Source organism: Paenibacillus sp. Dod16, assembly GCF_049893405.1.
Lineage (GTDB): Bacteria > Bacillota > Bacilli > Paenibacillales > Paenibacillaceae > Paenibacillus_AQ.
The window spans coordinates 80,431-106,083 of the sequence record NZ_JBNDYG010000034.1; the positions used below are offsets into that span (position 1 = coordinate 80,431).

Sequence of the window (25,653 nt, forward strand, 5' to 3'; positions counted from 1 at the left end):
GGGGGAGGCAGTCGATATATATCGTCGAAAATCGAAAACCGTTGGCAATGGCTCTGTACCTAGGCTATCGGGTATGGATTCGTAAAAATCCGATCCGACGATGATGGAGGAGGTGTTCGGAGAATGGTACCAAAAGGTGTTGTTATCCCTGGATTTGAGCAGTTAAAAAAGAATAAGAAATTAACGAAGATATGGCAATTTAGACATATATATTTATTTTTGCTTCCTGCGATCATCTGGTTTCTGGTGTTTGCTTACTATCCGATGTACGGCATATTAATTGCATTCAAAGATTTTAAATTCAATCTGGGGATCTTGGGGAGTCCGTGGGCAGGCTTTAAATATTTCGAACAGTTTTTAAACGATTCCAGCTTTTACGATGTGCTCCGAAATACGTTATCCATCAGCGCCCTGAAACTAATTTTCGGATTTCCAGCTCCATTGATCCTGGCCTTAATGCTCAATGCCGTCATGCACAAGAGAATCAAAAGAGTGTTTCAGACGATTTCCTATCTGCCGCACTTCGTGTCGTGGGTCGTTGTCGTGACCTTGCTTCAAAAAATCCTGTCTCCGAACGTAGGGCTTATCAATGACATTCGGTACCAAATGGGTTTGGATCCGATCTTTTTCATGGGAAAACCGGAATTATTCTATCCATTGGTCATCATTTCCGACATCTGGAAAGGGGTAGGCTGGGGTTCGATCATTTATTTAGCCGCGTTAACGAATATCGATCCGCATTTGTATGAGGCAGCCGAAATCGACGGGGCTGGAAGGTGGAGCAAACTATTTAAGATCACGCTTCCATGCCTTACTCCAACGATCGGCATATTGCTTATCTTCTCCCTCAGCGGAATACTGAACGCGGGCTTTGATCAAATCTGGCTGATGCAGTCCCCAGCAACATTAAGCGTCTCGGAGATCTTGGACACCTATGTCTTAAAAACAGGCCTCCAACAGGGGCAATTAGCCTATTCCACGGCCATTGGATTATTCAAGTCAGCGATTTCGCTGCTGCTCATTGTTGCTGTCAATAATATATCCAGGCGTGTGAGTAACGTATCGTTATGGTAATCAGCTGGCACTCAAGATGAGGAGGTGTGTGTATGGATGCGAGAAGGCTGACGCCAGCAGATAAATTGTATATGACGCTCAACTATTCGGTGCTGCTTTTATTCTGCGCTACGGCACTTTATCCATTTATCTATTTTCTAGCCCTTTCTTTTAATGACGGCTACGATGCGATGAAGGGTGGAATCTATTTTTTTCCTAGAGTGTTTACACTAGAAAACTATGCAAAAGCTTTTAGCAACTCATTGATCTTAAATTCGTTTTATATTTCCGTAACCCGAACCCTTGTCGTTACGGTTGCCTCCGTATTTTTGACAGCCTTATTAGCCTACGCGCTTTCGCGGAAAGGACTGCCCGGAAGAAAATATATCGTATTCTTCTTTTTCTTTACCACGTTGTTCAGCGGAGGACTTATTCCTACATTTATCCTGTTCCGGCAAATCCACATTCTGGATACGTTTTGGGTGTTGGTGCTGCCGTCCCTATACAATTTCTTCAATGCGATTATCATGAAAACCTTTTTCGACGGGATCCCTGAAGGTCTGTCGGAATCGGCCCGAATCGACGGAGCCAGCGAGTTGTCGGTATTTGCAAGAATCATCCTGCCTCTTTCGATGCCGGTGCTTGCTACCATTGCCTTGTTTGTCGGGGTGGGCGTGTGGAATGACTGGTTTACCGGTCAGTTTTTCATACAGAATGAGAACCTGCAGCCTGCAGCCACGTTCCTGAACAAGATGATCAGCGAAGCGTCCTTCCAGTCGATGACGTCATCGTCGGGTAATAGCGGTTCTGCGATTCAAAACATGACCGAGACGCAGATGGAGCTGCGAGGCGTAACGCCGGAAGCCTTGAGGATGACGTTCGTTATTATTATTACGACCCCGATCATCTGTGTGTATCCATTTCTTCAGAAGTATTTTGTAAAAGGCGTATTGGTAGGTTCTCTGAAGGAGTAGTTGGTATAAAAGGCTAAGCCTCTTATATAAAACTTCCAATGGAAGGGGATTGTAGGATGAGGAAGAACAAGCGCAGGAGTGTTCTTGGCATGATACTAATCGCTTTGCTGCTTTTCGTGACCATGACGGCATGCACGGGAACAGGCGGAGAAAAGGAGGCAGGCACGGTTGACACGGGTCCGAAGGAGTCAGGTACTGAAGAAATAAAACCGGTAACCTTGACTTTTCTCAGTGCGTGGAACGGCGGCGGAGCCGGTTTCCCGCAGGACCAGGAGAATAATCCCGTAGCCGGGCAGATCAGGGAGAAAACCGGGGTCACGTTAAAACTCGAATCCATCACAACAAGCGAAGTAGAAAAACTAAACACCATATTTGCTTCCGGTACGGTTCCGGATATCGTTAATGCACCTTTCTGGTCTACGACAGGAGGAGAAGGACAAGTCATCAAGAAGGCGGCCACGGAAGGACAGCTTCTGGATTTAACCCCTTATCTCGATAAATACCCGAATGTTAAAAGACTTGTGACGACCGGGATTGCGAAGGATTTTGCCGAGTTCGATCTCAATAGTCCCGAATTTGAAGGCAAGACTTATCTCATTCCTACAGAAACCCCGGACGGAACCCCGGAGAGCATTCATAATTGGAATTACGGCCTTTTTGCCAGGGGAGATATCCTGAAAGCTTTAAATGTAAAAGCGGAGGATATTGATACGCAAGAAGAATTATATGATCTATTGGTCAAGATCCGAGACGGCGGTTTCAAGGATATTGGCGGAAAGCCGGTCATCCCGGCCGGAACCATGTGGAATGGATGGGATTACGGCCAATTCCTTGCCGGGTGGACGGATTACACGATTTCGGACTTCCGTGAAGTGGATGGAAAACTGATTCACTGGACGCAAACGAAGGATCATGAAGCCAGGTTGTTATACATGAGGAAGTTATTAACGGAAGGTTTGTTTGATCTTGAAGCCTTCAACAATACGAGTACAACAGCGAATGAAAAGCTGACGACGGGCAAGCTTGCCATATTCGGAGCCCAGCCGATGTTAGCTGATTTACAAAAAACGCTGTATAAGACGAATCCGGAAATGCAATATGAACTGCTCGGGCCGATGAAGAATAAGAGCGGAAACATTCGAACGCAAGTGGAAAAGCCCGGTCGTTCCGGTTTCCCTGTCCTATTCTTAAGCGCGGACATCAAAGATCCGGATGCGGCATTGCGGTACATTGATTATGTCAACAGCGAAGAAGGCCGATTGCTTGCGAATTTCGGGATCGAAGGAACACACTACAACATGGAAAACGGGATACCCCAGTGGATTGCTGATGTAAAAAAACAATTTGATGACAACCCGGATCTGAAAAGAGACGCAGGACTCAATTATCTTCCGGGAAGGTTCATCGGCGCCTTCTCGTCTGAAGTCACCTGGCCTACGCCTGAAGATCAAAAAACGGAGTGGCAAAAGCTGGAGGAGAGTTTCTCGGCAAGAATGCCGATCAAAATCATAGACAAAGTAAGCGCAAGCTACCTTGCCAGAGAGTGGCCTAAATATCAGGAATATATCGATAAAACCAGCAGTTTGAACTTCGATGAAGAATTTAAGAAAGCATTTTTTGCAGCGTCCGACGAAGAGGCTCTAAATATGCTTCATAGTGTTCAAGAAAAATTTAGAGCGGCCGGCGTGGAGGAAATGGCGGAGTTCGTGGCTCAAAAAGCTGCAGAACGGGATGATGTAGGGTTCTAGTGAAGGAAGTTTGTGGGATGGTGTGGGTGATGTCACTCCATCCCCATTCATTTCTAACCTTATTTTTACCCACCTCCCTTTGAAGAGAACTCATATCTAGTGAAAAATATAAACGTTGGAGGGAAGACGCATGTTGAACGTTGCGATGCTAAGTAAGTGGCATGTGCATGCAGAGGATTACGCAAGAAAGCTGCAATCTCACGGTAACGTGAAGCTCACGGCCGTATGGGACGAACAGCCTGAACGCGGAAGCGAATGGGCTGCCCGCTTGGGAGTGGATTTTGAAGCAGATTTGGATACGCTGCTGCAGCGGGAAGACATTGATGGCGTCGTGGTGGATGCCCCTACAAGCATGCACGCAGACGTCATGGTGGCTGCCGCTGAGGCCGGCAAACACATCTTTACCGAGAAAGCCATGGCTCTTACTGTTGAAGAATGCGATCGGATCTCTGCGGCGGTACGCAAAGCAGGCGTCAAGTTCTGCATTTCTTTTCCCGCCCGTACAAGGCCGCATCAATTGTTTGCGAAGCAGCTGATCGATGACCATGTATTAGGGGACATTACGCTGCTGCGTATTCGTAACGGTCACGACGGTGCTTTGAATAATTGGCTCCCCGATTACTGGTATGATGAGAAGCAAACCGGGGGCGGAGCCATGATGGATTTGGGCTGTCATCCGATGTACATCGCCAGTTGGCTGCTCGGTAAACCCAAAAGAATCACATCCATGTTTCATTACTTCACCAATCGGGCAGTGGAGGATAACGCACAATGCTCCATTGAGTTCGTCAACAATGCGGTCGCTCTGGTCGAAACCAGCCTTGTGACGTACAGAACCCCTTCTGCCCTTGAGATTTACGGTACGGAGGGCACTTTGATGATCTCAGACGATACCGTTCGAGTCATCTCGAAGAAGCTCGAGTTACCTTTTTCCGGATGGATCTCACCCGCTCAACTCCCTAAAGGGCAGCCCCTTCCGATTATCCAGTGGGCAGATGCATTGATTCACGACAAGCCGATGCCCTTCGGACTGGAGGACGGGACGAAATTGACGGAGCTATTGGAAGCGGCATACATCGCGCATAAGGAAAATCGAACGGTAGAGTTCAAATAACGCGGGGGAGGGAATACGATGAGGACCGTAAAAGTAGGGATTATCGGTTGCGGGATGATTGCGGGCGGGAAGCATATGCCGTGTTTGTCCAAGTTAGATAACGTACAGATGGTGGCCTTCTGCGATTTGAAGCCGGAACGAGCCGAAGAAGCCGCCCAAAAGTACGGCACGCCAGACGCAAAGGTATTTACAAATTATAAGGATCTGCTTGCCATGGAAGAGATTGAGGTCGTCCATGTGCTAACACCGAACAGCTCGCACGCAGCGATTTCCATTGATGCGCTTGAAAGCGGCAAACATGTCATGTGCGAAAAACCAATGGCCGTCACAGGTGCGGAGGCCAAAGCGATGTACGAAGCCCACTTGCGAACAGGCAAGAAGCTAACCGTCGGGTACCAGAATCGCTCCAACGCCAAGAGTCAACTGCTAAAAAAGATGATCTCCGATGGGGAGCTTGGAGATATCTATTTTGCAAAAGCGGTCGCTACCCGAAGACGAGGCGTGCCGACATGGGGCGTGTTTCTGGATAAAGAGAAGCAGGGGGGCGGTCCTATGATTGATATAGGAACCCACTCCCTGGATCTGATCCTATGGTTGATGGATAACTATGAACCGGAGAGTGTCGTCGGCAGTGTCTTCCATAAGTTGAAGTTTACCGAAAATGCCGCAAACGAATGGGGAGCTTGGGATCCAAACGAATTCGAGGTAGAAGATTCGGCGTTCGGGTATGTGAAATTTAAAAACGGAGCGACGGTCATCATTGAAACCAGTTGGGCCCTTAACATTGCGGAAGGTGGCGGCAACCTGCTGTGCGGAACGAAGGGCGGAGCGGATTTTGCTAAAAATGAACTGCGGATCAATGGCGAGCGGGACGGGAGTTTGTTCCTGAATAAAATCGAGGTGAATGCGAATGCGAGAGACCTTTTCAGGGGAGAAGAGATGACCGATTTCGAATATGAAGCCAAACAATGGATTCACAGCATCGTGAACGATACCGAACCCTTGGTTAAACCGAGGGAAGCGATGATTGTTTCACAAATATTAGAAGCGGTGTATATATCCGCAGATACAGGAAAAACCGTTTATTTTGATAAGGATTGAGGATGTGAAATAAAGAGCACTTTTCCGTGGTGCTTTCCCTTCATGATAGATAGTGAAAAAAAGAGTCCATCTGTCGGGGGACAAAAACATATTCCCATTGAAAGTCGCTAATTAAGCGGCTTTTTTGTTTTATCCCCAAAAGGACGAGAGCATGTTCCGAATACCGGATAGACGATATCTAACCATTCTCCAATCGCGATTTCATTAAGCTAGCTGGCAGGAAGAGGTAATAAATGAATAAATCCATAGTCCACCTTTCATCGTTGGCTTCTTTTCCAATATGATGATTATGCATAGGCGTTCCCATGTTAAAAAAACGATTGGAGGACTTCGTATTGAACGAAATAAAAGCTGAAACTCTAACACAGGTTTTAAACAAAATGCTCGGTACAAAAATAATCTGCACCGATTTCCAAACCAAACCGTTACATGGCGGTACAGTGGGTAATGTACAGCTTGTGACGGGTAATGTCAAAACCACTGACGGTGAGACATTACCCTATAAAATCGTATTAAAAACGCAGAAGAAATGGGAGCGCTACAACGATCCCGATTCATGGCGTAGGGAATATGATTTGTATAAATCCAATTTCGGCGCGCTGTTCTCTGAAACATTCCGTTGGCCTGAATGCTATCACGTCGAAATGAACGAAGAAGAAAACGAAACACAGATATGGATGGAATATATCGACGGCATATCGGGTTTAGATTTGACCGGCGATATGTATGAACGCGCAGCCGAGGAATTAGGACGGTTCCAAGGCAAGTTATATGCCGAACAGCCAGCTGTTTTACAGAGCTTGAMCAACCTGAGCAAAGCGGATTATATGAAAAATTTCTATCTTCATTATCGGTCATGGAATAGAGTGTACGATTATATACGCTCCGACGATTGCAAAATCCCGAAATACCTATGCCAAATGCTCATCGATATTGATGAAAACGCAGACGAAATATGGAGCCGTATTGAAAAGCTCCCCATCGTGCTGTGCCACAGGGATTTTTGGGTAGCAAACATATTCTATTCAGACGGCAAAACCATACTCATGGACTGGGATACCGCGGGGTGGGGCTATTTAGGTGAAGATATGGCAAGCCTTATCGCAGACGAAGCCGATGTTGAAGACATGGTTGAATACTACCGTAGATGTATCCCGGCGTATTACAAGGGCTTTTCGGAATATGCGGATATTTCACACATAACGGATAACTGCGTTTATGAGTTGATCCTACTTATGTTCGGGTACAGGCTTGTAGAGTGGTATATGGACGCAGGATCAGGTAACAAACTCCAAGAAACGGACGATGAAAGAACACTGTACATCCATACCCTGCAAAAAATCTTTGAGATAAGGAATGAACAGTGATCCCTCCGACAAAAATGTCGTGCCAGTCAAATTTTTGCGGAAAATGAAGAATTGGCAGATTCTGCTCACTTGGGTTGTGGCAGTGCTCTTATTTAGGCCTTTGTTAATCCTGTTCATCGTGTTGTATGTGCTCTCGCATTGGGTAACCAAAGCCATCGTGCACGTCAAAGTCTTTGGCTGGGGACGCAGAGGCGTATAAGAATATCGAGAGGAAAAGAAGATGAAATGAATAAAGACAAATTATRCTTGGAAATAAAAGAAGCAGAAGAATCCCAGTTGAGTTTACTTGTTACTCAGTTTTCACCTGGTAATCCCATGTTTCAGTACAACCGATATGCTGCACAAAAGAGAGGTGAGGGACTATACTTAATCGCTTGGCATCATAACACCCCTGTTGGGCATTTCTTATTACGCTGGAGTGGTCCTAATGATGAACCTGTAACCAAATTAGTGGATATTACCCATAGCGCTTTCTTAGAGGCTGGGTTAACAGTATATGAATATCGGAGGCAAGGTGTTGCAACAGCCATAATCCGAGAAGCCGAACGTTTAGCAAAAGAAAAGGGTTGTACGTGTATAGGGTTAGAGGTGGGAATAAATAATCCGGAAGCCAAACGACTTTATGAAAAATTAGACTATGTGGATTGGGGGCACGGGGATTTTTTAATCAGCTGGGAACAGATTGACGAAAATGGAAATAAAGGAATTGGAACAGAAGTTGTGATTTATATGCAAAAAAGTTTGATTAACTAAACGGGAAACGATCGCTCAATAATGAAAATAGACGGGGCTGTCTCGAAAGTCATCAGTAGATGACGGAGGGATACCCTTTTTTTGTTATAAGCAGTCAAGTTCCTGACAACAGCTTTATTTAGGTAACGAGCAAAATGACAAGGAATGCAGCTGATATGATGCAGTCCTCACTTTTATATTGACTAAAGGTTCATTCAATAATAAAATAATACTAAAAATTCCAGTAGGCGCCTTCTATTATTGGGCCAAATTGGTTTGAGGATGATCAGAGATGGAAACACGTGTGAATCAAATTGAATTGAATGGACGCACTTTTCAATATCGAGAGAGTGGGGAACCTTCTGCACCGCCGATTGTTGCACTTCACGCGCTGGGAAAAAGCGCAGAATCATGGGATCAAGTCGCAGTTGTATTAGGAGAAAAATACCGCGTTTTAGCTTTAGATCAACGGGGTCACGGTGGGAGCGCAAGAAGAGGTAAATACACTTTTGAACTGATGTGCGATGACTTGTTTCATTTTGCAAATGCTATGAATTTGGAACGATTTACGCTTCTTGGGCATTCCATGGGGGGAACAGTATCCTACCTTTTCTCGGAAACATATCCTTCGAGGATAGAAAAGTTGATCGTTGAAGACACTCCACCTCCCTTTCCGGATAAGCCGATCGAAGTTCCTGCCGAACCTTCTGATCCTATGCCGTTTGATTGGCTGGTAGTGCCTTCGATTTTACGGCAACTTAATGAACCTAATCCCGAATGGTGGCTGCGTCTTAACGACATCATCATGCCGACTCTTATTATAGGCGGTGGGTCCAGTCATATTCCTCAAAACAAATTGCAGGAAGTTTCTGAGCTTATTCCGAATGGCGAGTTGGTAATGATACAGGATGCTGGGCACTTTGTGCATGATGATAATTTACCAGCTTTCTTGTCTGCCGTAAAAAAGTTCCTTGATTTGTAAGTTTCCGAACGCTTCACATCCGATATGGCTATTGCGGATAGGAGACTGTGGGGGGAAATTAGCGTTGTGATATTGAAAGTCGCTATTTTAGCGGCTTTTTTGTTTTTTCGGTACAAGTTTGTGTCCCGAGTCTAGACGAATAACTTTTCATGGATGCGATTTTCTGAAAGGAAAAGACTCTTGCAAGTCACTCTTGCAAAGAGTCTTTTTTTGAAGATATAGTCACGCGTCGGCTCAGGCCGCTAAGACAAAGAGTATATTATTAAAGATTGGTGAAGGGAGGGATTGTTATCTACAATAACCATGTCCAGAACATGATTACCAAGATCCCGGATGGAACGCTTGTCCGCGATTCGGGCTCGGCTGTATTTTTGATTGAACACGGCCAAAAACGGCCCATTATGGATATCGATTCTTTTTATTTTTACAAACTGATGGCCAGGAAAATCATACCGCTTGAGGATATGCTGCTTAACCTGTATCCCCTTGGAGAAGGCGTGACGGTTACGGGACAGTGGGCGAAGTGCGCCCCGGCGACGCTATTCGTAAAGGGGGGTGGATACGGGATCTTTTTGTGGATGGACAATTGTTTATTCCCGATCCAGTCTGGAGAAGTCTTCCAACGTTTGCGGTGTCAAATGGACGAAATCGTGCATGTCCCGGATTCCTTGGTTCAATCTTTGCAGATTGGACACACCATCGACGCCTCTTTTTTTCTTCAGTACCCGGTGCTTAACGGACGCCTGTACAGCTCCCCGAGCGGTCATATTTATTACGGCGAACGACGAACGCTGCGAAAAGTGGAAGGTCCCTCCGTTTTTTCCTTCTTTCAATGGAGCGTACATCAGCTGATCTATTTAACCCAAAATGAATTTATAAAAAGTCCGATAGGAAAACCGGTACTTTCCTAACCGGGGTCAATACGCGGGTAGGAGGTTAAGATAACATGATACCGAAGGTAACGGTTATTATCCCTTTCTACAACTGTCTTTATGTTCAACAGGCCGTAGAGAGTGCTTTGGCGCAAACCTATCCCGAGATAGAGGTCATTGTGGTCGATGACGGGTCTACCGAACATATGGATCTCCTGAATCCTTATGTTGACCGCATCCGGTATATCCGAAAGATCAACGGGGGAACGGCTTCCGCCCTTAACGCCGGTATTCGAGAAGCTAAAGGGGATTATATTGCTTGGCTCAGTTCGGACGACTTTTATCTTCCCAACAAAACAGCAAGACAAATGTCGTTTATGCTGGAACGTGGGGCATGGATCAGCAGTACAAACTTCAACTTCGTCAACGATCGGAACTTAGTGCTCATGGAAGCCCCGAATTTTTCGTTTACTTCGAATCTGGAGCTGCTTGATCGATTGAAGAGGGAATGTCCAATTAATGGCTGTACGATCATGATGAAGCGGCAGCTCCTTGAACATGTCGGCATGTTCAATGAAGAGATTAAATACACGCAGGACTACGACATGTGGTGCCGGGTCGTGCTCGCCGGGTACGAATTTCATTATTTGCATGATATTCTTCTGCATTACCGATATCATCCGAACATGGGAACCTTAAAGCACAAAGACGCCCTTAAGCGGGAAATCGGGACCCTTCAGGCCATATACGGCGACAGACTGGAGCAGCGGAGACAGGTATTACTGACAGGAGGGTGGCAGCCTTGAAAATCTTGCTGGCTACCTTTTTTCAAATCCCGTACCTCGGTGGATTATGGAAATATATGTTGCAGGTGAAGCAGGGGCTTGAACGAGAGGGACATCAGGTGGATCTTTTTGGGAACGGACTGGATCGGTTTTATATTTTCAACAGTAATCAGGAGGTTCCGAAGGTTCATTTCAAGGAAATGTTCGATTACAAGATAACCCCTGCCACCGCGCCTTTGATTGCGGAGCATCCCTGGGTCAGGGAAGCGGAGACCGACAGGTATTGCATGGAGTTATCACTCGCCTTTATCGGTCTTGATCAATACGATATCATACACGCGCAAGACGTTCTTGCCGCCGCTGCCATAAAACGCATAAAACCAGGACAAATACCGTTAGTGACCTCCATTCACGCTTCTGCAGCTCTTACAGTACGGGATATGCTTGAGAACAACAAAACTTCTTCGGAAGACCCCACGAGCTCCTTGGTCTGGAAATACTATAAATCTATGGAATACTTGGGAAGTTCGGTAAGCGATAAAGTCCTTCTTGCTTCCGAATGGCTTAAAGAAGTGATGGTCCATCAATTTAGGGCTCCTTCCGATCGAATTGTCCTTATTCCTTACGCCCTCGACATCCCTTTTTTTCAAAGCAGCATGCGTAAGGTTTCCGGAAATCCGATCATGAAGCCCAAGGATAAAACCGTGATCATCAGCACATCGCGTCTTAGCTACGAGAAGGGGATTCACGTCTTGTTGAATGCCTTGTGCAGGCTGCACGTGGACCGCCAGGATTGGGAATGCTGGTTGGTCGGAGACGGTGATAAACGATATGAATACGAGGAGTTATGTCGCCAGATGGGTATTCAGTCGGCGGTTCGTTTCCTCGTGCAGGCGGATTAAAAGAAGCGGTACGGCATAATGTTGACGGATTGCTGTCTCCTCCGGGAGACGCGCATGTACTTTATCTGCATTTGGGTCAGCTGCTGTCGGATCCTTCCTTCCGGCGCAGGCTTGGGGACAATGCGCTGGAGTGGGCCTTAAAAAACCGGTCACTTCATACGATGATCAAACATTTGACAGGGGTTTATTTGGAGCAGTTGTCTCTAAAAAAACAATCCTAATTTAAAAAGGCGGTGTTTGTTATGAACATGCATCACGTTCCCGGGGATAGATACAACGGGTTGTTTTTAACCCAGCTTTCCCAGCCGCATATAGTTGTCAACCGACAGGTATGGGATCAGATTGCCGCCAAACTTCCTCAAGAGTACGCCATTCCAGATTTTCGCATCATCAATCTCATGATGAATGATGAACCATCGCCTCAACGAGAAGTGGGGTGGTAAGAACAATATGGGGACATCCAATTGGCAAAATATTTCGTATTGCGTGGAACTGCTCCGGCAGATATCGCCGTCCTCGGTACTTGATGTCGGCGTTGGATTTGGCCGCTGGGGCATGTTATGCCGCGAATTCCTCGATGTGTGGTCAGGGCGGGTATTTCGTAAGGATTGGAAGGTAAGGGTGGAGGGAATTGAAATATTCCCCAAAAACATTGACCGTTACCATGCGTATTTCTACGATAAAATTCACATCGCTGATGCTTTTGAATTTATTCCGTCAACTTCGCCCGGAGAATATGACGTCATGATTATGGGCGATGTTCTGGAGCATTTCGATAAGGATAAGGCGCTTACCCTGTTGAATGCCAGCATTGCTAGAGGCAAGCACGTTCTGCTTAACATTCCCATCGGATCGGAATGGCCGCAAGGCACGGTGTACGGCAATGAATTCGAGACCCACCGCAGCATCTGGACTACCGAGGAGCTTGATGCTTTCCCCGTTAAAGCCAAAAGGCATTTTAAAGACTATATTAACCGGGATTTTTCAACGTATTTATTTTCTTCGGAGTGATAAGGGTTTCGATGGAATAACAAATGTTTGCATTAGGCATTCATTTCCATCAACAGGCGTAGAGACAATAATGGTTGGGGTGTCCAGCAAATGCAGCAGCCGGGGTTATTCCCGGCTGTTTTTGTATTCAATTCATGACGGCACCAGGGGACGGAGCCGACTGGCGTTAGACCATGAACGGCTGCCAACCGTATTTTGACGCTGCTGTCGGTCAGGCTCAGCTCGACCGCTGCCGCCAGAGCATATCCATATTGCAATCAGAAGCAGGAACCACCATGATAACATGTCTAAATCTCATAAGGCACTAGTGAGTCCACATGTTATTTACATGTATTTTACTTGTATACAAATAAAGGGATATGATAAGATGAGATCGTATTGAAAGCGTTTACTAACCGGGAAAAAATTTATTCGTAAAGGGGAGAGTTTAGTGAGAAGCAAGTGGAAGAGTCGGATTGCCGCAGTCCTAACGGTTATCATGATGTTCGCAATTATCCCGTGGGCCATGCCGATCACGTATGCCGCAGATGAAGAATTGACCAACGTTATGATCAACGGCGGCTTCGAGGATTCTGAAGTAAATGGACGTTTGCCGGGCTGGCAGCCCGATGAAGACACAGCTGTCATTACCGTAAGTGAGTCCGTGTACGCAGATGGGAAACGAAGTCTTCAGGTGGAACGCCTGTCGCCCGATGCAGGCTCCGGAGCGGTCAGCGATGCATACGCCGTCCAGCCATTCGGCAATGTCATCATGACAGCAAGTGTGCTCTCGGATGAAGGTCAAGGCGGCAAAGCAGACCTCAGGTTTTATGATGCAGACGGAAAGCTTGTCTCCATGGTGAGCGGCCTGGTCGATGAACCATCGGGCCAATGGCAGAGTTTAAGAGTGGCTGCTGCGGCACCTAAAAATGCTGCAGAGGTCAAAGTCGCCTTCAAGTTTAATGGCGATCAAACCGGCAGGTATTTCGTTGACAGCGTCACATTGCAAACGCATGCGTCCTCACCGTACTTAACGAATTTGGGACCGCAATCGTCGAGTCTAACCCTGATGACTGCAGCCTTCGGTAAAGACAAGAATGGTCAGGATGCTTTGTTTACGGTCGCACAGGGTGATCCGGCACAATTCATCGTAATGGATGTTGCTTCGAAAGAAGTGAAATCCACTCATCCACTGGTTGCGCTTGACGGAAGCAACGTATCGGCAGCTTGGGCGATTGTGACAGCCTCCGACGGAAAGGTATACATCGGCAGTACGCCGAACGGGACGTTGTTTCAATATGATCCGGCAGAGGATACGATGCGGACGATCGGCAAACCGGTTCCTACCGATACCGTGATCTGGACGCTTGTAGCCGGGGAAGATGGCAAAGTGTATGGCGGAACAGGATATTCCCAATCGCTGTTTGAATATGATCCCGCATCCGACCAGACCAGAATCCTTAAATCCTTCAAGACTTCTTCGAAAGAGTCTCATATCCGCAGCCTTGCTTACGATTCCGATCGTCAAATGATCTATGTGGGGGGAGCCGATGTCGCCAAGCTTTATCAATACGATCTCGCAAGCGGAACATCCACCGCGCTTCATCCGCCTGAATTTAACGGCATGACTTCGGTTTATGATCTCCGGTATGCAGGGGGCAAACTTTTCGTGCGCGTGGATCCAGGACCCGTTATGTGTGTCTATGATCCCGATACCTCCAGCTGGATCGTAAATAAAAATACGGCCTATAATGCCCGGGGATTCTCGCCATTATCGCCAGATGGCAAAACGGTGTTCTACACCTATTATGAGACTCTCCCGGGAGGCGGGCAGCAGTGGTCGCTTTATTCGTATGATGTGAATACGGGGGTTTACGGCTCGCTGGGCGTGGATGTCAAAGGAGCAGGCGTCGCTTTTGGTTATGTTCAGCTGGATCAGGCAAAGTATCCGGGCTGGACCTTGGTCGGATTGGCCGGAAATAGCGGCAGGGCATTTTATTACAATCTGGAAACCGGTTTGATTGAGACGCCGGAGCTTCCGTTTCCGGCACAGTTTGTGGAATTGTTTAATATCGGGAAGAGCACAGAAGGGCAGATTCTGTCTTCGGGCTTCATTTCAGGCGGGGGAATGGGAATTTACTCGCCGACCCGTAACGAGACCAAGCATTATCCTCAAATCGGTCAAGTCGAAGGGTTCGGTTCATTGAACGGAAAGATGTATCTCGGCGTTTATCCTAGAGCGACCCTCTTTGAATACGATCCAGCCAAACCTTGGAACCGGACGGACCCATCAGAACCGAATAACCCGCTGCGGCTTGGTCAGTTGGGTTCGGAGCAAGACCGGCCCGTAGCCATGCTCGGGGTCGAGGAAGAAAACCTGTTATACATCGGTTCCTATCCAATTGCAGGCAAAACAGGCGGGGCACTTACCGTCTACAATCCTGTTACCGGAAAGTTTGATGTGAAGCGCGACATTATATCCGGTCATTCGATCAATTCGTTGCTTTACCAAAATGGAAAGCTGTTTATGGCCACCGGCGCGATGACCGGCGGAGAGGGGAAACTTGCCATTTACGATACAGCATCAGGCCGAGTAGAGCTGGAACAGGTACCTGTTCCGGGCAAAAAAGCAGTAACCTCTTTGATATGGGGCCCGGACGGTAACATATGGGGAATGGCGCTGGGGGCTCTGTTCATCTATGATACGGAACGCCAAGAGATTATTTACAGTGAGGATATGTTTCCTACAGCAGATTATGCACACAGCAATCCTCGATTGACCGTTGGAACCGACGGCAATGTGTACGGTACCATTTATACGGGATATGTTGCTGACCATACGTACACGAGTAAGATGTTTAAGATTGACACAGCAAGCAAATCGCTGTCCATCTTGTTGGAGAGCAATGCGGAAAAGCTGGCGCAGGACGACTTTGGCAACTTCTATTTCAAATATGGCAGCGAGCTGATGAAGTATAGCGACCCGAATCTGGTCATGCCGCTGGACAAAGTACAGCTCGAGGCTGAATCGCTCCAGCTTCACCCGGGAGATGAGGTCGGTTATTCCTACGAAGTCTTCCTTGAGAGAGGAAGAACGACTAAGGAGTTATCCGGCGCTCACATTGAGTATTTGAGCAGCCGTCCGGATAAGGCGGTGATCGACCCCAAAGGAAAGATTATCGCCAAGCATCCGGGGCAAGCCGAGTTGTCGATTCGAATTACATTGAACGGGGTAACAGTTGAATCCAATAAAATCAAGGTGAAAATAACCGGACCTTTTTAAAACTGTTCATGACATATAGCAATATGAGGCCGTTGTCCTGGACAACGGCTCTTTATTTTATTATCCAGTGATCCATTAGACCGGGAACTTGAAGGATGGAATTACCAAGTGGGTTGAACTTATGAAAGTTTTCTGATCGGAAGCGAAATGTCCTTACCAGTTATAGATGGTAATTTAGTCCTGTTTGACAGGAGGCAAAAGTTATTGGACTTGATGATTCCTGCTGTCGCAATTAGGTCAATGGATATAGGAGTGAAGTTAAAAAATAGAACAATTTTCTTGATCAGCCATCATCTAATATCCAAGTAATTACAGAAAATCGCTGCCTTTCTTTTGAAAAGAATAGCTTTAATACATAGTTAAGTGAAGTGTAGTGAAGTCGGGGAATAGAAAAAATTAGTAAAGATTAACTATCGCGACCTAGAGCTTTATGATAGTTATCAATATCATCAAAACCATTCTTGAAAGACAATATTGAACAAAAGACCTATCGATTTTCATTTGGAAACAAGATACAGTAATTGTAAATCGAATACATAATATAATCATGGTTTACAATTTAAATACTATTTTTGTACGACAATAGCAAACCCACCGAAAGGTGGCGACGCAAAGCTATAGGGGCTAATGCGGGATCTACTGCGACCGCAATGCCAGCCAGTTGCCGAATACAACGGGAAACCTCCGTTTTATTCATTATTTTGAATTGAAGAAAGGGGTTTTTTTGACGTTCCAAAAAACAACGGTGGCTTCGCTATAAAAAACTAGTTTGGGGTTGAAGGGGGACATTACTTGATCGCAGAATGCGAAGAGGATTTTTCTGTTCGTTAACAATCAGACATTAATGAATCGATTATCCGGGAGGTTGATGGTCATGGAACAAACGACTTGTGATGTATCAATTGACGAATTGCCGAGGGGGGGATGGGCCGACGATGAAGGAAACCAGGTTCGTTTTTCCCTTGATTTTGCAACGACCCGAAAACTCCATGAACTTGCGTTCAATTTCGGAATAACTGTGGATATGGCACTTATGGCTTGTTATGCGATCCTGCTTGCCAAATATACCGGCGAGGATGATCCCGTAATTGGGTATCTGTTGGAAAGACAGATGTTTCCTATACGTTACTCTCCTACTGTACATAAGCCATTAGGTAAGTTTCTGATAGAAGTCAAGCATACCACGATGCAAGCACTCGAAGATCGGAATATGCGAAAGAATTTGAGCGGCAACCCGTTCATCAAAGCGGCGTTTACTTGGCAAAACGCCAATGCCACTCCTTATGAATCCGATCAGCTGGGGACGTTTGAGCTTGCTTTGACGGCTTTTAAGAAGGAATTTATCATGATACACCTTGAATATTCGACCCGCTCCTACAGAAAAGAAACGATCGAGCAGATGAGCGGCCACTTGAGCCGAATCGTGCATGAAGTAGTTGATTTCCCCGAGAAGGTGATTGCCGACATACGTATGATGTCGGAAGAAGAGGAGAGACAGATTCAGGCTTTCAGCGGATCTAAGACGGACTATCCTTCCAGCCAAACGGTCCATTACTTGTTTGAGGAACAGGTCCGTTTAACCCCCGATCGCCCGGCGGTCATGACCGAGGACCATCAGATGTCCTATCGGGAATTGAACGAACGCGCGAATCAGCTTGCAAAAGCACTGCAGGATCACGGCGTTAAGCCGGAGAGCGTCGTTGGCATTGTCGCGGATCGGTCTGTCAATATGATTGTCGGGCTTACAGCCATATTGAAAGCTGGCGGCGCTTATATGCCCATCGAAGCCGATTTTCCGTGCGAAAGAATCGAATATATGCTCAAGGACAGTCGAGCGGGATTTTTACTGGCTCCTTCCAGTTGGAAGCCTGACATAGCATTTGAGGGAAAAGTAATTTATTGGGACAACGCGCAGCTAAGCCTTGACAGCTGTCCCCATACGATATCTGCAGCAACCTCGCAAAGTCTAGCCTATATCATCTATACTTCCGGATCAACGGGGACACCGAAAGGAGTCATGGTTGAGCATCGTAACATCGTAAGACTGGTCAAGAATACCAATTATTTCAACTTTTCCAAGGAGTATCGAATTTTGCAAACCGGTACAATAACATTCGATGCGTCGACCTTTGAAATTTGGGGATCCCTTTTGAACGGATCTACTTTGTATTTGATGAAGGACACGGACCTATTTGACCTTTACAAATTGAAGGAAACCATCATCGGCCACCGCATTACGGCTTGGTTTCTGACTACGGCTCAATTCCATAATCTGGCCGAACAGGACCCAGACGCCTTTCGTATGTTAGACACCTTGCTAATCGGCGGAGAAGCGTTATCGCCGAAGCACGTAAATGCCGTAAGGAAGAGGTGCCCCGATCTGCGGATGATCCATATGTACGGTCCAACGGAAAACACGACGTTCTCCACTTACTTCCCGATCGAACGTGATTTCGAATCGACCATTCCAATTGGCAGACCAATATGCAATTCATCCGCTTATATTCTTGATAAACAGTTGAAGCTTCAGCCGATCGGAGTAGTAGGAGAGCTTTGCGTCGGAGGAGACGGTATCGCGCGGGGGTATGTGAATCAGCTGGAATTGACAGAAGCCAAGTTTGTGGAACATCCGCTCCTCGGGGAAAGGTTATATCGAACGGGGGATTTGGCCCTGTGGCTGCCGGATGGCAATATCGAAATGATCGGGCGAATCGACGATCAAGTAAAGATCCGAGGGTATCGAGTGGAACCGGGAGAAATCGAGACCCGGCTATTGGAACACAACGCAATCTCGAAAGCCGCGGTAGCCGTCAAAGCAGACGGAAGTGGAAATCCGATAATATGTGCGTATTTTGTTGCGAAACAGGTGTTGTCCGAAACGGAAGTCAAGGCGTATTTAGCCCGGAATTTGCCTGAATATTTCCTGCCTTCACTTGTGGTGCAGATGGAAAGTTTGCCGCTTACCCCTAACGGGAAAGTCGATAAAAAAGCTCTGCCGGACCCTGATCTTCTTCGTCCGATGCTCGTCAACTGAGACGAACCGCTAAACGAAACGCAGCAAATGCTTAAAAAGATCTGGCTGTACAAGGATGTGGAGCAAATCGAGACCGCATTTGACCCGATCTATCGATGTTTATCGTCCAGTCATCACCAATGATGGATGGGAGCACACTAATTTGGGTAGGGAGCAAGGAAGGAAAAAAGTGAACAAAACAGATAAAGAGAAGTCAAGGCTAAAGTATGATGACGGCAAGCAGTCACCTTAAACAAAGGTTGACTGCTTTTTCTTTTGTGAACAGTTTAACCTTGCTATTCCATCCGCCACTGTCGGATTATCATCAAAATTATTCTAAAGTTACTTCAACCGACAGGGGATTGCCCCCCGTTGTATAATTCATTAATACAAAAGCATGTCCACATTACATAGGGGCGGGGTTATGATGCGCAAATCATGGTTTAAACGACTACTATTGTCCTACATGCCGGTATTTATGATTGTCATCACGTTTATTTTCTTTGTTTTCTTTCAAATGTTCAGTGAGCAAAGCCGTCGCGAGGCGCTGAATGCCAATAAGACGCTGTCCCTACAGGCGATGCGGATCGTGGATACGTCGCTCAAAGTGATCGATAATATGATCGTCCTCGAGAGTATCAACAGCGAGTCTTTGAACAATTTTTTTAAGGCAAACTCAGGAAGTGATGCCTACATCAACATCAGGGCCGTGCAGAAGCTTAAGGAATTGATCAATTACTATCCTTTGATCGATTCCATTTACTTGGTGCGATATTCGGACGGATATGTGTTGAGTGATGCAACCAACGCTTATATCGGTTCATATCCTGACCGCAAATTTATCGAAGAATATCAGGTGTCCAAGACTCCGAAGTGGACTGGTGGGCGCAGCTTCGAGCAATTCAAAATGATTGGCGGTAAACAGGTGGCCAGTCTGGTGCGGGGATCGCCATACATGAAAAATAATCTCGGCATGATCGTGGTTAACGTTTCGGCAGATTCGCTGAAAAAATTGACGGAGAATATGTACGAATCCAAGGTCAGCTTTATCCAAGCTAAAGATGCTTCCGGTCAGCTGTTGTTCGGGAGTGAGGCGAAAGTTAAAGAATCCGAGCTCTTCTCGGAATATACCTCGGACTACACCGGTTGGAAATATGGAAGCGGTCTCATCAATGGCGGATATGTCAACACGATTTCAGAACTCTATAATCTGTGGTTTGTGATCGGACTCCTCATGATCGCCGCCGGATTCATCTGGATGATCTATGTGACTCGGCGCAATGCCAGACCGATCGAGCGGATCGCCGAGCGATTCAGCGACTATTCCCTGCCTGTAAGGGGCGCGGGCTTATGGAAAGGCAGTCCCGATGAGTTCGCATTTATTGAGTCGGCGTTCGATCATATCCTGGAGCAGTCCAGACAATACCAGGAAAAATACCAGGAAGATCTTCATCTGCGGACAAGGTATCTGTTCCATCAGCTGATTGAGGGACAAACCGATATGAGTCTGGAAGAGTGGCAGGAGGAAGCCGCCATACTGAATTTACCCGAGCCGCTGGACCGGTTTAGGTTACTCATCATTGAAATGGACAACTACGGAGAGTTCTGCCGGAAGTATACGGCGAGTGATCAGAATCTGCTGAAATTCGTCCTCCGGAACGTGGTGAACGAGATTGCGATGAAGGAGAGTATTCGTTTGTGGTCGGAATGGACGTCGCCCTCCTGCCTTGCCGTCATTTACTTTGAGGGGGACGAGACAGAGGAGAGAGAGGGAGAAGCTTTATCCCGTTTTGGCGCGAAAATGCGGGGTTGGACCGAGCAAAATTTGAAATTTACCGTTACGATTGGAAGTGGCGAGGAGGTTTATCGGATCCAAGACCTGTCCAAGTCGTATAAAAGCGCAGCCCAAGCGCTTAAATACAAAATCGTGCTCGGGGAAAACCGACTGATCCGCAGCGAGGATATCGCCGGCACCAGCCATGCCGAAGTGTACGCTCACCTAGGAGAAATCAGCTCGATTATTCAATCCTACCGAATGCTGAACATAGGGTGGGAGGAGGCATATGAGGCATGGTTCGGACAGTTAAAGGGCAGCCTTCTTACCAATGAAGAGATATTTAACCTGATGAATTATTTACTGTATAACGTCGGCCGGGAGCTTTCGGACATGAATAAGGATGTCTACCGCGAGTGGTCCCAGGTACGGCTTCCCCTACTTATGGAAATGCTGGACCATGGCAGTTCACTGGAGCAGCTGCGGATTGAAATCAAGCAAGTCATGACCAGTTTGTTCGAATCCGTGGGTCAGCTACAAGAAGGCAGGCAGTACGCAGCGCTTATCCGGGAGATCTGCAAGCTGATCGAACAGGACTATGCCAACCCGGATTTGTCGCTGGAGATGCTCGGGGATCGTTTTCAGCTGAATCCCAAATATATAAGCAAGTTGTTCAAGGGACATACCGGACAGAGGTTCGTCGATTTCCTTATCCAGGTACGGATGCGTGAAGCAGTGAAGCTGTTGTTGGAGACGGATGCCTCTGTACAAGAGATTGCGGAGCGGGTTGGCTATACCCACGCCATCTCGTTAACGCGAGTATTTAAACGGATTATGGGAACGGCACCGGGCGAATACCGCAGCAATCAGCTCCGCAAAACGAACAGTTGAAAACGGTTTCTTTGTAGAAAACGGTTAAGGTGGCGAGCTCATCGCTGCCTTTTTCGTTATAAATCATGCAGGCGAAAATGGTTAACCCGTTTATTCTTGTTTCTTGTTGATCGTAAGATCGGGCGTTTACAATGGCAATACATTCCGCCGCATCCAAAAGGGCGCTAACGATATCCGCAACATATAACGGAAGGAGTTCATGCTGATGCGAAGTCTCAACAATAAGTTACATGGCGGTCCCGGGCTACCCGGTCCTGCTCAGGTCGGCACCCGCTCCCGCCCGCAAACGACGTGGATCCGGATCAGGCGTCACTGGCAGCTGTATCTGGGTCTCCTGCTCCCCTTTCTTTACTTGATTGTATTCAAATATGTGCCGATGGCCGGGATCGTGATTGCATTCAAGGACTACAGCGTCATTAAAGGGATTTGGGGAAGCCCTTGGGCTGGATTCAAATACTTTGAACAATTTTTTGAATCCCCAAACTTCTGGCTCTACATCAAAAACACGCTTGGGATCAGTTTCTATGGTCTGGCCGTCGGGTTTCCGGCACCGATTATTCTGGCGCTCGCCCTGAACGAAATCCGAAATGGGCTGTTCAAGAAGAGCGTACAAATGATAACTTACGCTCCTTACTTTATATCGACGGTTATCATGGTATCGATCATTATCGTCAATTTGACGCCCCAAGTGGGCATGGTCAGCAAGCTGTTCGAAATGATGGGAGTAACCAATACGAATTTTATGGGTATGCCTGATCTGTTCAAATCCATTTATGTCTGGTCCGATGTGTGGCAGTACACCGGATACGGGGCGATCATCTATATCGCTGCGCTCGCCGGAGTAAATCCTGAGCTGTATGAGTCGGCCAGGGTGGATGGGGCTTCCCGCATCCAGAAGATCCTCAAGATTGATATCCCCAGCCTGATACCCGTGTCAGTGATCATGCTGATCCTGAATCTTGGCAACATTATGAAGCTGGGTTTCGAAAAAATCTATCTAATGCAAAACCCTCTCAATCTCGCCTCTTCCGAAGTCATATCTACTTATGTGTATAAAGTAGGTCTGCTTGGGTCGAGCTTCAGCTTCTCGGCGGCGATCGGCTTCTTCAACTCGGTGGTGAATTTGCTCCTGTTGATCGCCGTGAATTACATCGCCCGAAAGCTGTCGAGCAGCAGTCTGTGGTGAGTCGAATGAATTCGTCGCCGAGGCCGACTGAAACCATACCTAAATGAAAAAGGTGCCAAGGAGGGAACAAAATGCCCAAAACAACAACCGCTATTCGGGAATCCCGGGGGGACCGCATATTTGTCGCTTTGATCTATGCTTTCCTGACCTTGATTCTTATCATCGTGGCCGTGCCATTGATTTATATTCTCAGCTCATCCGTAAGCTCGCCGCAGGCCGTCGTGTCCGGAAAGGTATGGCTCTTCCCAGTCGATTTTACATTGGATGGATACAAGGCGGTATTCCAGAACCCGCAGATCGGCGTCGGCTATATGAACTCCTTGTTCTATACGGTCGTAGGGACGGCGATCAACGTGTCACTGACAATCATGTTTGGATATCCGCTTGCCAAGCGGACGCTGTACGGCCGACATTTCTTTATGATTGTGCTGGTTATTACCATGATGTTCGACGGGGGGTTGATCCCGTACTATCTCCTGGTGAAGGATCTTCAGCTGCTCGACACCGGTTGGGCGATGATTCTGCCGGGAGCCATGGGCGTGATCCAGGTTATCGTTGCCCGCACCTTCTTCCAGACGACCATCCCAGATGAACTGTCCGAAGCGGCGGAGCTGGACGGATGCAGCGATATCCGGTTCATTCTCAGCATCGTCCTGCCTTTGTCCAAACCGATTATTGCCGTCATGACGCTCATGTACGCAGTTGGACATTGGAATGCATATTTTGACGCCTTGATCTTCCTGAGATCTCCGGACTTGTTCCCGCTGCAAATCATTCTGCGCAACGTCTTGATTCTGAACACGGTGGATCCGTCGATGATGGCCAATGTGGATCAGGTGCAGGCGCAGCAAGGACTGAAGGATCTATTAAAATATTCACTGATCGTGGTCGCGAGTGCACCGGTACTGATCATTTATCCGTTTGTTCAGAAGCACTTTGTCAAAGGAGTCATGATCGGTTCCTTGAAAGGATAAGTGGGAACCCAGCTTAAGGGAGGTGGTGCGGTCTTTTATTCAAGGAAGATACGGGTGATTGGAAGTTTACTGATTGTGATCAGGAATAACATGAAAAAGAATGGGGGAGTTGTTTTGATGCGCAAAGGGTGGACGAAGTCTTTAATCGCGTTGTTAATCAGTATGTTGACCTTGACGATGCTGCTGAGTGCCTGTGGAGGATCCTCCAATCCGGAGAACCCGGACACTGCTGCTGGTGAGACAGGGGCGGAATCGCCTTCGGAACAAAGTGAATTGTTTACAGAGGTCGGCACCTATCCGATTGTGAAGCAGCCGATGACGATAAGAATGTTTGCGCCGCAGTTTCCGACCATCGAGGATATGAAAACCAATGCCTTTACCGTGTTCCTGGAAGAGAAAACGAACATCAAAATCGATTGGGATCTGGTTCCGAACAATGCCTTGAAGGATCGCAAACAGCTAATGCTCGCCAGTGGAGACTACCCGGAAGTCATCCTGCATGGGGACCTCTCCAAGGAAGAACAGATGAAGTATGGATCGCAAGGCGTGTTTATCCCGTTGAACGACCTGATCGAACAATACGCGCCGAATATAAAGAAGGCAATGCAGGATATCCCATATATGAAGGATTCGATAACGGCCCCCGATGGCAATATTTACGCCCTTCCTCAAGTAAATGAATGTTATCACTGCGATAACGCATTGAAAATGTGGATCAACAAGAAATGGCTCGATCAGCTGGGACTATCCGTTCCTACCACCACAGAAGAGTTTTACAATGTCCTGAAGGCTTTTAAGGATAAGGACCCGAATGGAAACGGCAAGGTCGACGAACTCCCGCTTTCGGGATCAGATGAGATGTGGGCGGGAAACGTTTCGGCCTTTCTGATGAACTCCTTTATTTTAGATGATTATAGCGAGAAGAATGCGGGCACCTTCCTAAGGGTCATTGACGGCAAGGTTGATTTTACGGCAAATAAGGATGAATGGAAGCAAGGGTTGATTTACTTAAACAAGTTATACAAAGAGGGATTGATTGATCCGGCAGCCTTTACACAAAACGCTGACGCGGTTCAGCAAATGGCCAACCGGGAACCAGACAACGTTATGGGAGCTTTGTCTACCGCGCTGATCAGTTATGCCTACAGCATGGATGATAAAGCGCCTCGGCATAAGGATTACGTCGTGGTTCCACCTCTAAAAGGGCCCGGCGGCGTTCAGCAAACCCTGAATTTTGCCGGCATTGGTAATTCCCAGTTTGCCATTACGAACAAAGCGACCAACGACCAGCAGATTGCAGCGATCCGCCTCGCGGACTACCTTTACACCGAAGAAGCAATTCTGCTGCAGGAGAACGGACCGGAAGACAAAGGTTGGCGAAAGGCACAAGACGGAGAACTGGATATTAACGGAAATCAAGCGAAATATACGTCGATTCCGAAAACGGACAAAAAGCCAACGCATAATGACGGATGGGAACAGATCGGGCCTTCTTTAAGAACTTATGCGTATCGAGCTTCCTGGACCGCACCGCAAGATCCGCTGGCACCGGATGGATATGGGACGCGGCTGAATCAGGTATCCAAGGAGTATGAGCCGTTCCATTCCAAGGAGCAATACCCAAATGGCGTTTTTATTGCGCTGGAAGACGCTGAGATCGCGGCGCAAATCAAGACTGCGTTGATCGATTACGTAAAGTCCAACATGGCTCAATTTATTACCGGATCTAAAGACATCAATAAGGAATGGGACGCCTACGTCAAGGGATTAGACGGACTCCAACTAACCCAATACCTTGAAATCTACCAAAAAGCTTTGGAAGCGAAAAAGTAAATGCTGAATCGTTATGGGGTTCTCCGCAGTCGGCTATGCCGAGCGGGGCCCTTTTTTTCTTGTGAGATAGCATTTCGGC

The 25,653-nt window shown here is 47.1% G+C and carries 22 protein-coding genes and 1 riboswitch; of the genes, 21 read left to right on the forward strand and 1 reads right to left on the reverse strand.

Going from position 1 to position 25,653, the window contains the following annotated elements; translation table 11 throughout:
• Positions 1–123 precede the first annotated feature (123 nt).
• The 15 genes from ACPV3A_RS23505 (at position 124) to ACPV3A_RS23575 (ending at position 12,641) form a co-directional block, all read left to right on the forward strand.
• Positions 124–1,074, forward strand: coding sequence for an ABC transporter permease (locus tag ACPV3A_RS23505; RefSeq protein ID WP_113059358.1), 951 nt, complete (start codon positions 124–126; stop codon positions 1,072–1,074).
• Between the two features lie 32 nt (positions 1,075–1,106).
• Positions 1,107–2,027, forward strand: a complete 921-nt coding sequence (locus ACPV3A_RS23510) for a carbohydrate ABC transporter permease (RefSeq protein WP_194542918.1) — start codon at positions 1,107–1,109, stop codon at positions 2,025–2,027.
• Positions 2,028–2,083: 56 nt separating this feature from the next.
• On the forward strand, positions 2,084–3,775 hold the full coding sequence (locus ACPV3A_RS23515) for an extracellular solute-binding protein (protein ID WP_426201524.1): 1,692 nt from the start codon (positions 2,084–2,086) through the stop codon (positions 3,773–3,775).
• A 130-nt stretch (positions 3,776–3,905) separates the two neighbouring features.
• A complete protein-coding gene (locus tag ACPV3A_RS23520; RefSeq protein ID WP_426201526.1) occupies positions 3,906–4,889 on the forward strand; it encodes a Gfo/Idh/MocA family protein in 984 nt (327 codons plus the stop codon).
• 18 nt (positions 4,890–4,907) lie between these two features.
• Positions 4,908–5,990 carry a Gfo/Idh/MocA family protein gene (locus ACPV3A_RS23525; RefSeq protein ID WP_426201528.1) on the forward strand — a complete coding sequence of 361 codons (1,083 nt, stop codon included), beginning with the start codon at positions 4,908–4,910 and terminating at the stop codon, positions 5,988–5,990.
• A 380-nt stretch (positions 5,991–6,370) separates the two neighbouring features.
• Positions 6,371–7,357 carry an aminoglycoside phosphotransferase family protein gene (locus tag ACPV3A_RS23530; RefSeq protein WP_426201626.1) on the forward strand — a complete coding sequence of 329 codons (987 nt, stop codon included), beginning with the start codon at positions 6,371–6,373 and terminating at the stop codon, positions 7,355–7,357.
• Positions 7,347–7,556, forward strand: coding sequence for a hypothetical protein (locus tag ACPV3A_RS23535; RefSeq protein ID WP_426201530.1), 210 nt, complete (start codon positions 7,347–7,349; stop codon positions 7,554–7,556). The genes ACPV3A_RS23530 and ACPV3A_RS23535 overlap by 11 nt, the downstream gene beginning before the upstream one ends.
• Before the next feature lie 26 nt (positions 7,557–7,582).
• A complete protein-coding gene (locus tag ACPV3A_RS23540; protein WP_426201532.1) occupies positions 7,583–8,110 on the forward strand; it encodes a GNAT family N-acetyltransferase in 528 nt (175 codons plus the stop codon).
• A 271-nt stretch (positions 8,111–8,381) separates the two neighbouring features.
• Complete coding sequence (locus ACPV3A_RS23545; RefSeq protein ID WP_426201534.1) at positions 8,382–9,071, forward strand: alpha/beta fold hydrolase; 690 nt, start codon at positions 8,382–8,384, stop codon at positions 9,069–9,071.
• 314 nt (positions 9,072–9,385) lie between these two features.
• The gene (locus ACPV3A_RS23550) at positions 9,386–9,982 is read left to right on the forward strand and encodes a hypothetical protein (RefSeq protein ID WP_426201536.1); all 597 of its coding nucleotides are present in this window, start codon (positions 9,386–9,388) and stop codon (positions 9,980–9,982) included.
• Positions 9,983–10,017: 35 nt separating this feature from the next.
• Complete coding sequence (locus tag ACPV3A_RS23555) at positions 10,018–10,749, forward strand: glycosyltransferase (protein ID WP_426201538.1); 732 nt, start codon at positions 10,018–10,020, stop codon at positions 10,747–10,749.
• The gene (locus tag ACPV3A_RS23560; protein ID WP_426201540.1) at positions 10,746–11,630 is read left to right on the forward strand and encodes a glycosyltransferase; all 885 of its coding nucleotides are present in this window, start codon (positions 10,746–10,748) and stop codon (positions 11,628–11,630) included. Before ACPV3A_RS23555 ends, ACPV3A_RS23560 begins: the two co-directional genes overlap by 4 nt.
• Entirely contained in the window at positions 11,576–11,851 is a 276-nt protein-coding gene (locus ACPV3A_RS23565) for a glycosyltransferase (protein WP_426201542.1), read from the forward strand. Before ACPV3A_RS23560 ends, ACPV3A_RS23565 begins: the two co-directional genes overlap by 55 nt.
• A 21-nt stretch (positions 11,852–11,872) precedes the next feature.
• Positions 11,873–12,073: a hypothetical protein gene (locus ACPV3A_RS23570; protein WP_194542907.1), complete on the forward strand. Its 201-nt coding sequence runs from the start codon at positions 11,873–11,875 to the stop codon at positions 12,071–12,073.
• Between the two features lie 7 nt (positions 12,074–12,080).
• The gene (locus ACPV3A_RS23575) at positions 12,081–12,641 is read left to right on the forward strand and encodes a methyltransferase domain-containing protein (protein WP_194542906.1); all 561 of its coding nucleotides are present in this window, start codon (positions 12,081–12,083) and stop codon (positions 12,639–12,641) included.
• Between the two features lie 32 nt (positions 12,642–12,673).
• Here ACPV3A_RS23575 and ACPV3A_RS23580 read toward each other — a convergent pair whose 3' ends face one another.
• Positions 12,674–12,898, reverse strand: coding sequence for a hypothetical protein (locus ACPV3A_RS23580; protein ID WP_426201544.1), 225 nt, complete (start codon positions 12,896–12,898; stop codon positions 12,674–12,676).
• 173 nt (positions 12,899–13,071) lie between these two features.
• Between ACPV3A_RS23580 and ACPV3A_RS23585 the strand changes: the two genes are divergently transcribed.
• The 6 genes from ACPV3A_RS23585 (at position 13,072) to ACPV3A_RS23610 (ending at position 25,574) form a co-directional block, all read left to right on the forward strand.
• A complete protein-coding gene (locus tag ACPV3A_RS23585) occupies positions 13,072–15,903 on the forward strand; it encodes a hypothetical protein (RefSeq protein WP_426201546.1) in 2,832 nt (943 codons plus the stop codon).
• Between the two features lie 574 nt (positions 15,904–16,477).
• A riboswitch (cyclic di-GMP riboswitch) is annotated at positions 16,478–16,572 on the forward strand.
• A 205-nt stretch (positions 16,573–16,777) separates the two neighbouring features.
• Positions 16,778–18,937, forward strand: a complete 2,160-nt coding sequence (locus ACPV3A_RS23590) for a non-ribosomal peptide synthetase (RefSeq protein WP_426201548.1) — start codon at positions 16,778–16,780, stop codon at positions 18,935–18,937.
• A gap of 403 nt (positions 18,938–19,340) precedes the next feature.
• Entirely contained in the window at positions 19,341–21,581 is a 2,241-nt protein-coding gene (locus tag ACPV3A_RS23595; RefSeq protein ID WP_426201550.1) for a helix-turn-helix domain-containing protein, read from the forward strand.
• A 205-nt stretch (positions 21,582–21,786) separates the two neighbouring features.
• Positions 21,787–22,767 carry an ABC transporter permease gene (locus tag ACPV3A_RS23600; protein WP_426201551.1) on the forward strand — a complete coding sequence of 327 codons (981 nt, stop codon included), beginning with the start codon at positions 21,787–21,789 and terminating at the stop codon, positions 22,765–22,767.
• A 71-nt stretch (positions 22,768–22,838) separates the two neighbouring features.
• Positions 22,839–23,741: a carbohydrate ABC transporter permease gene (locus ACPV3A_RS23605; RefSeq protein WP_426201553.1), complete on the forward strand. Its 903-nt coding sequence runs from the start codon at positions 22,839–22,841 to the stop codon at positions 23,739–23,741.
• A 117-nt stretch (positions 23,742–23,858) separates the two neighbouring features.
• Positions 23,859–25,574: an ABC transporter substrate-binding protein gene (locus ACPV3A_RS23610; RefSeq protein ID WP_426201555.1), complete on the forward strand. Its 1,716-nt coding sequence runs from the start codon at positions 23,859–23,861 to the stop codon at positions 25,572–25,574.
• Positions 25,575–25,653 lie beyond the last annotated feature (79 nt).

What these genes read in the sequence shown, in the direction of transcription:
- ACPV3A_RS23520 (WP_426201526.1), top strand. Translation starts at nt 3,906, where the DNA reads ATGTTGAACGTTGCGATGCTAAGTAAGTGGCATGTGCATGCAGAGGAT.
- ACPV3A_RS23565 (WP_426201542.1), top strand. Translation starts at nt 11,576, where the DNA reads ATGTCGCCAGATGGGTATTCAGTCGGCGGTTCGTTTCCTCGTGCAGGC.
- ACPV3A_RS23600 (WP_426201551.1), top strand. Translation starts at nt 21,787, where the DNA reads ATGCGAAGTCTCAACAATAAGTTACATGGCGGTCCCGGGCTACCCGGT.
- ACPV3A_RS23575 (WP_194542906.1), top strand. Translation starts at nt 12,081, where the DNA reads ATGGGGACATCCAATTGGCAAAATATTTCGTATTGCGTGGAACTGCTC.
- ACPV3A_RS23590 (WP_426201548.1), top strand. Translation starts at nt 16,778, where the DNA reads ATGGAACAAACGACTTGTGATGTATCAATTGACGAATTGCCGAGGGGG.
- ACPV3A_RS23595 (WP_426201550.1), top strand. Translation starts at nt 19,341, where the DNA reads ATGATGCGCAAATCATGGTTTAAACGACTACTATTGTCCTACATGCCG.
- ACPV3A_RS23605 (WP_426201553.1), top strand. Translation starts at nt 22,839, where the DNA reads ATGCCCAAAACAACAACCGCTATTCGGGAATCCCGGGGGGACCGCATA.
- ACPV3A_RS23550 (WP_426201536.1), top strand. Translation starts at nt 9,386, where the DNA reads ATGATTACCAAGATCCCGGATGGAACGCTTGTCCGCGATTCGGGCTCG.
- ACPV3A_RS23555 (WP_426201538.1), top strand. Translation starts at nt 10,018, where the DNA reads ATGATACCGAAGGTAACGGTTATTATCCCTTTCTACAACTGTCTTTAT.
- ACPV3A_RS23535 (WP_426201530.1), top strand. Translation starts at nt 7,347, where the DNA reads ATGAACAGTGATCCCTCCGACAAAAATGTCGTGCCAGTCAAATTTTTG.
- ACPV3A_RS23570 (WP_194542907.1), top strand. Translation starts at nt 11,873, where the DNA reads ATGAACATGCATCACGTTCCCGGGGATAGATACAACGGGTTGTTTTTA.
- ACPV3A_RS23515 (WP_426201524.1), top strand. Translation starts at nt 2,084, where the DNA reads ATGAGGAAGAACAAGCGCAGGAGTGTTCTTGGCATGATACTAATCGCT.
- ACPV3A_RS23510 (WP_194542918.1), top strand. Translation starts at nt 1,107, where the DNA reads ATGGATGCGAGAAGGCTGACGCCAGCAGATAAATTGTATATGACGCTC.
- ACPV3A_RS23505 (WP_113059358.1), top strand. Translation starts at nt 124, where the DNA reads ATGGTACCAAAAGGTGTTGTTATCCCTGGATTTGAGCAGTTAAAAAAG.
- ACPV3A_RS23525 (WP_426201528.1), top strand. Translation starts at nt 4,908, where the DNA reads ATGAGGACCGTAAAAGTAGGGATTATCGGTTGCGGGATGATTGCGGGC.
- ACPV3A_RS23545 (WP_426201534.1), top strand. Translation starts at nt 8,382, where the DNA reads ATGGAAACACGTGTGAATCAAATTGAATTGAATGGACGCACTTTTCAA.
- ACPV3A_RS23610 (WP_426201555.1), top strand. Translation starts at nt 23,859, where the DNA reads ATGCGCAAAGGGTGGACGAAGTCTTTAATCGCGTTGTTAATCAGTATG.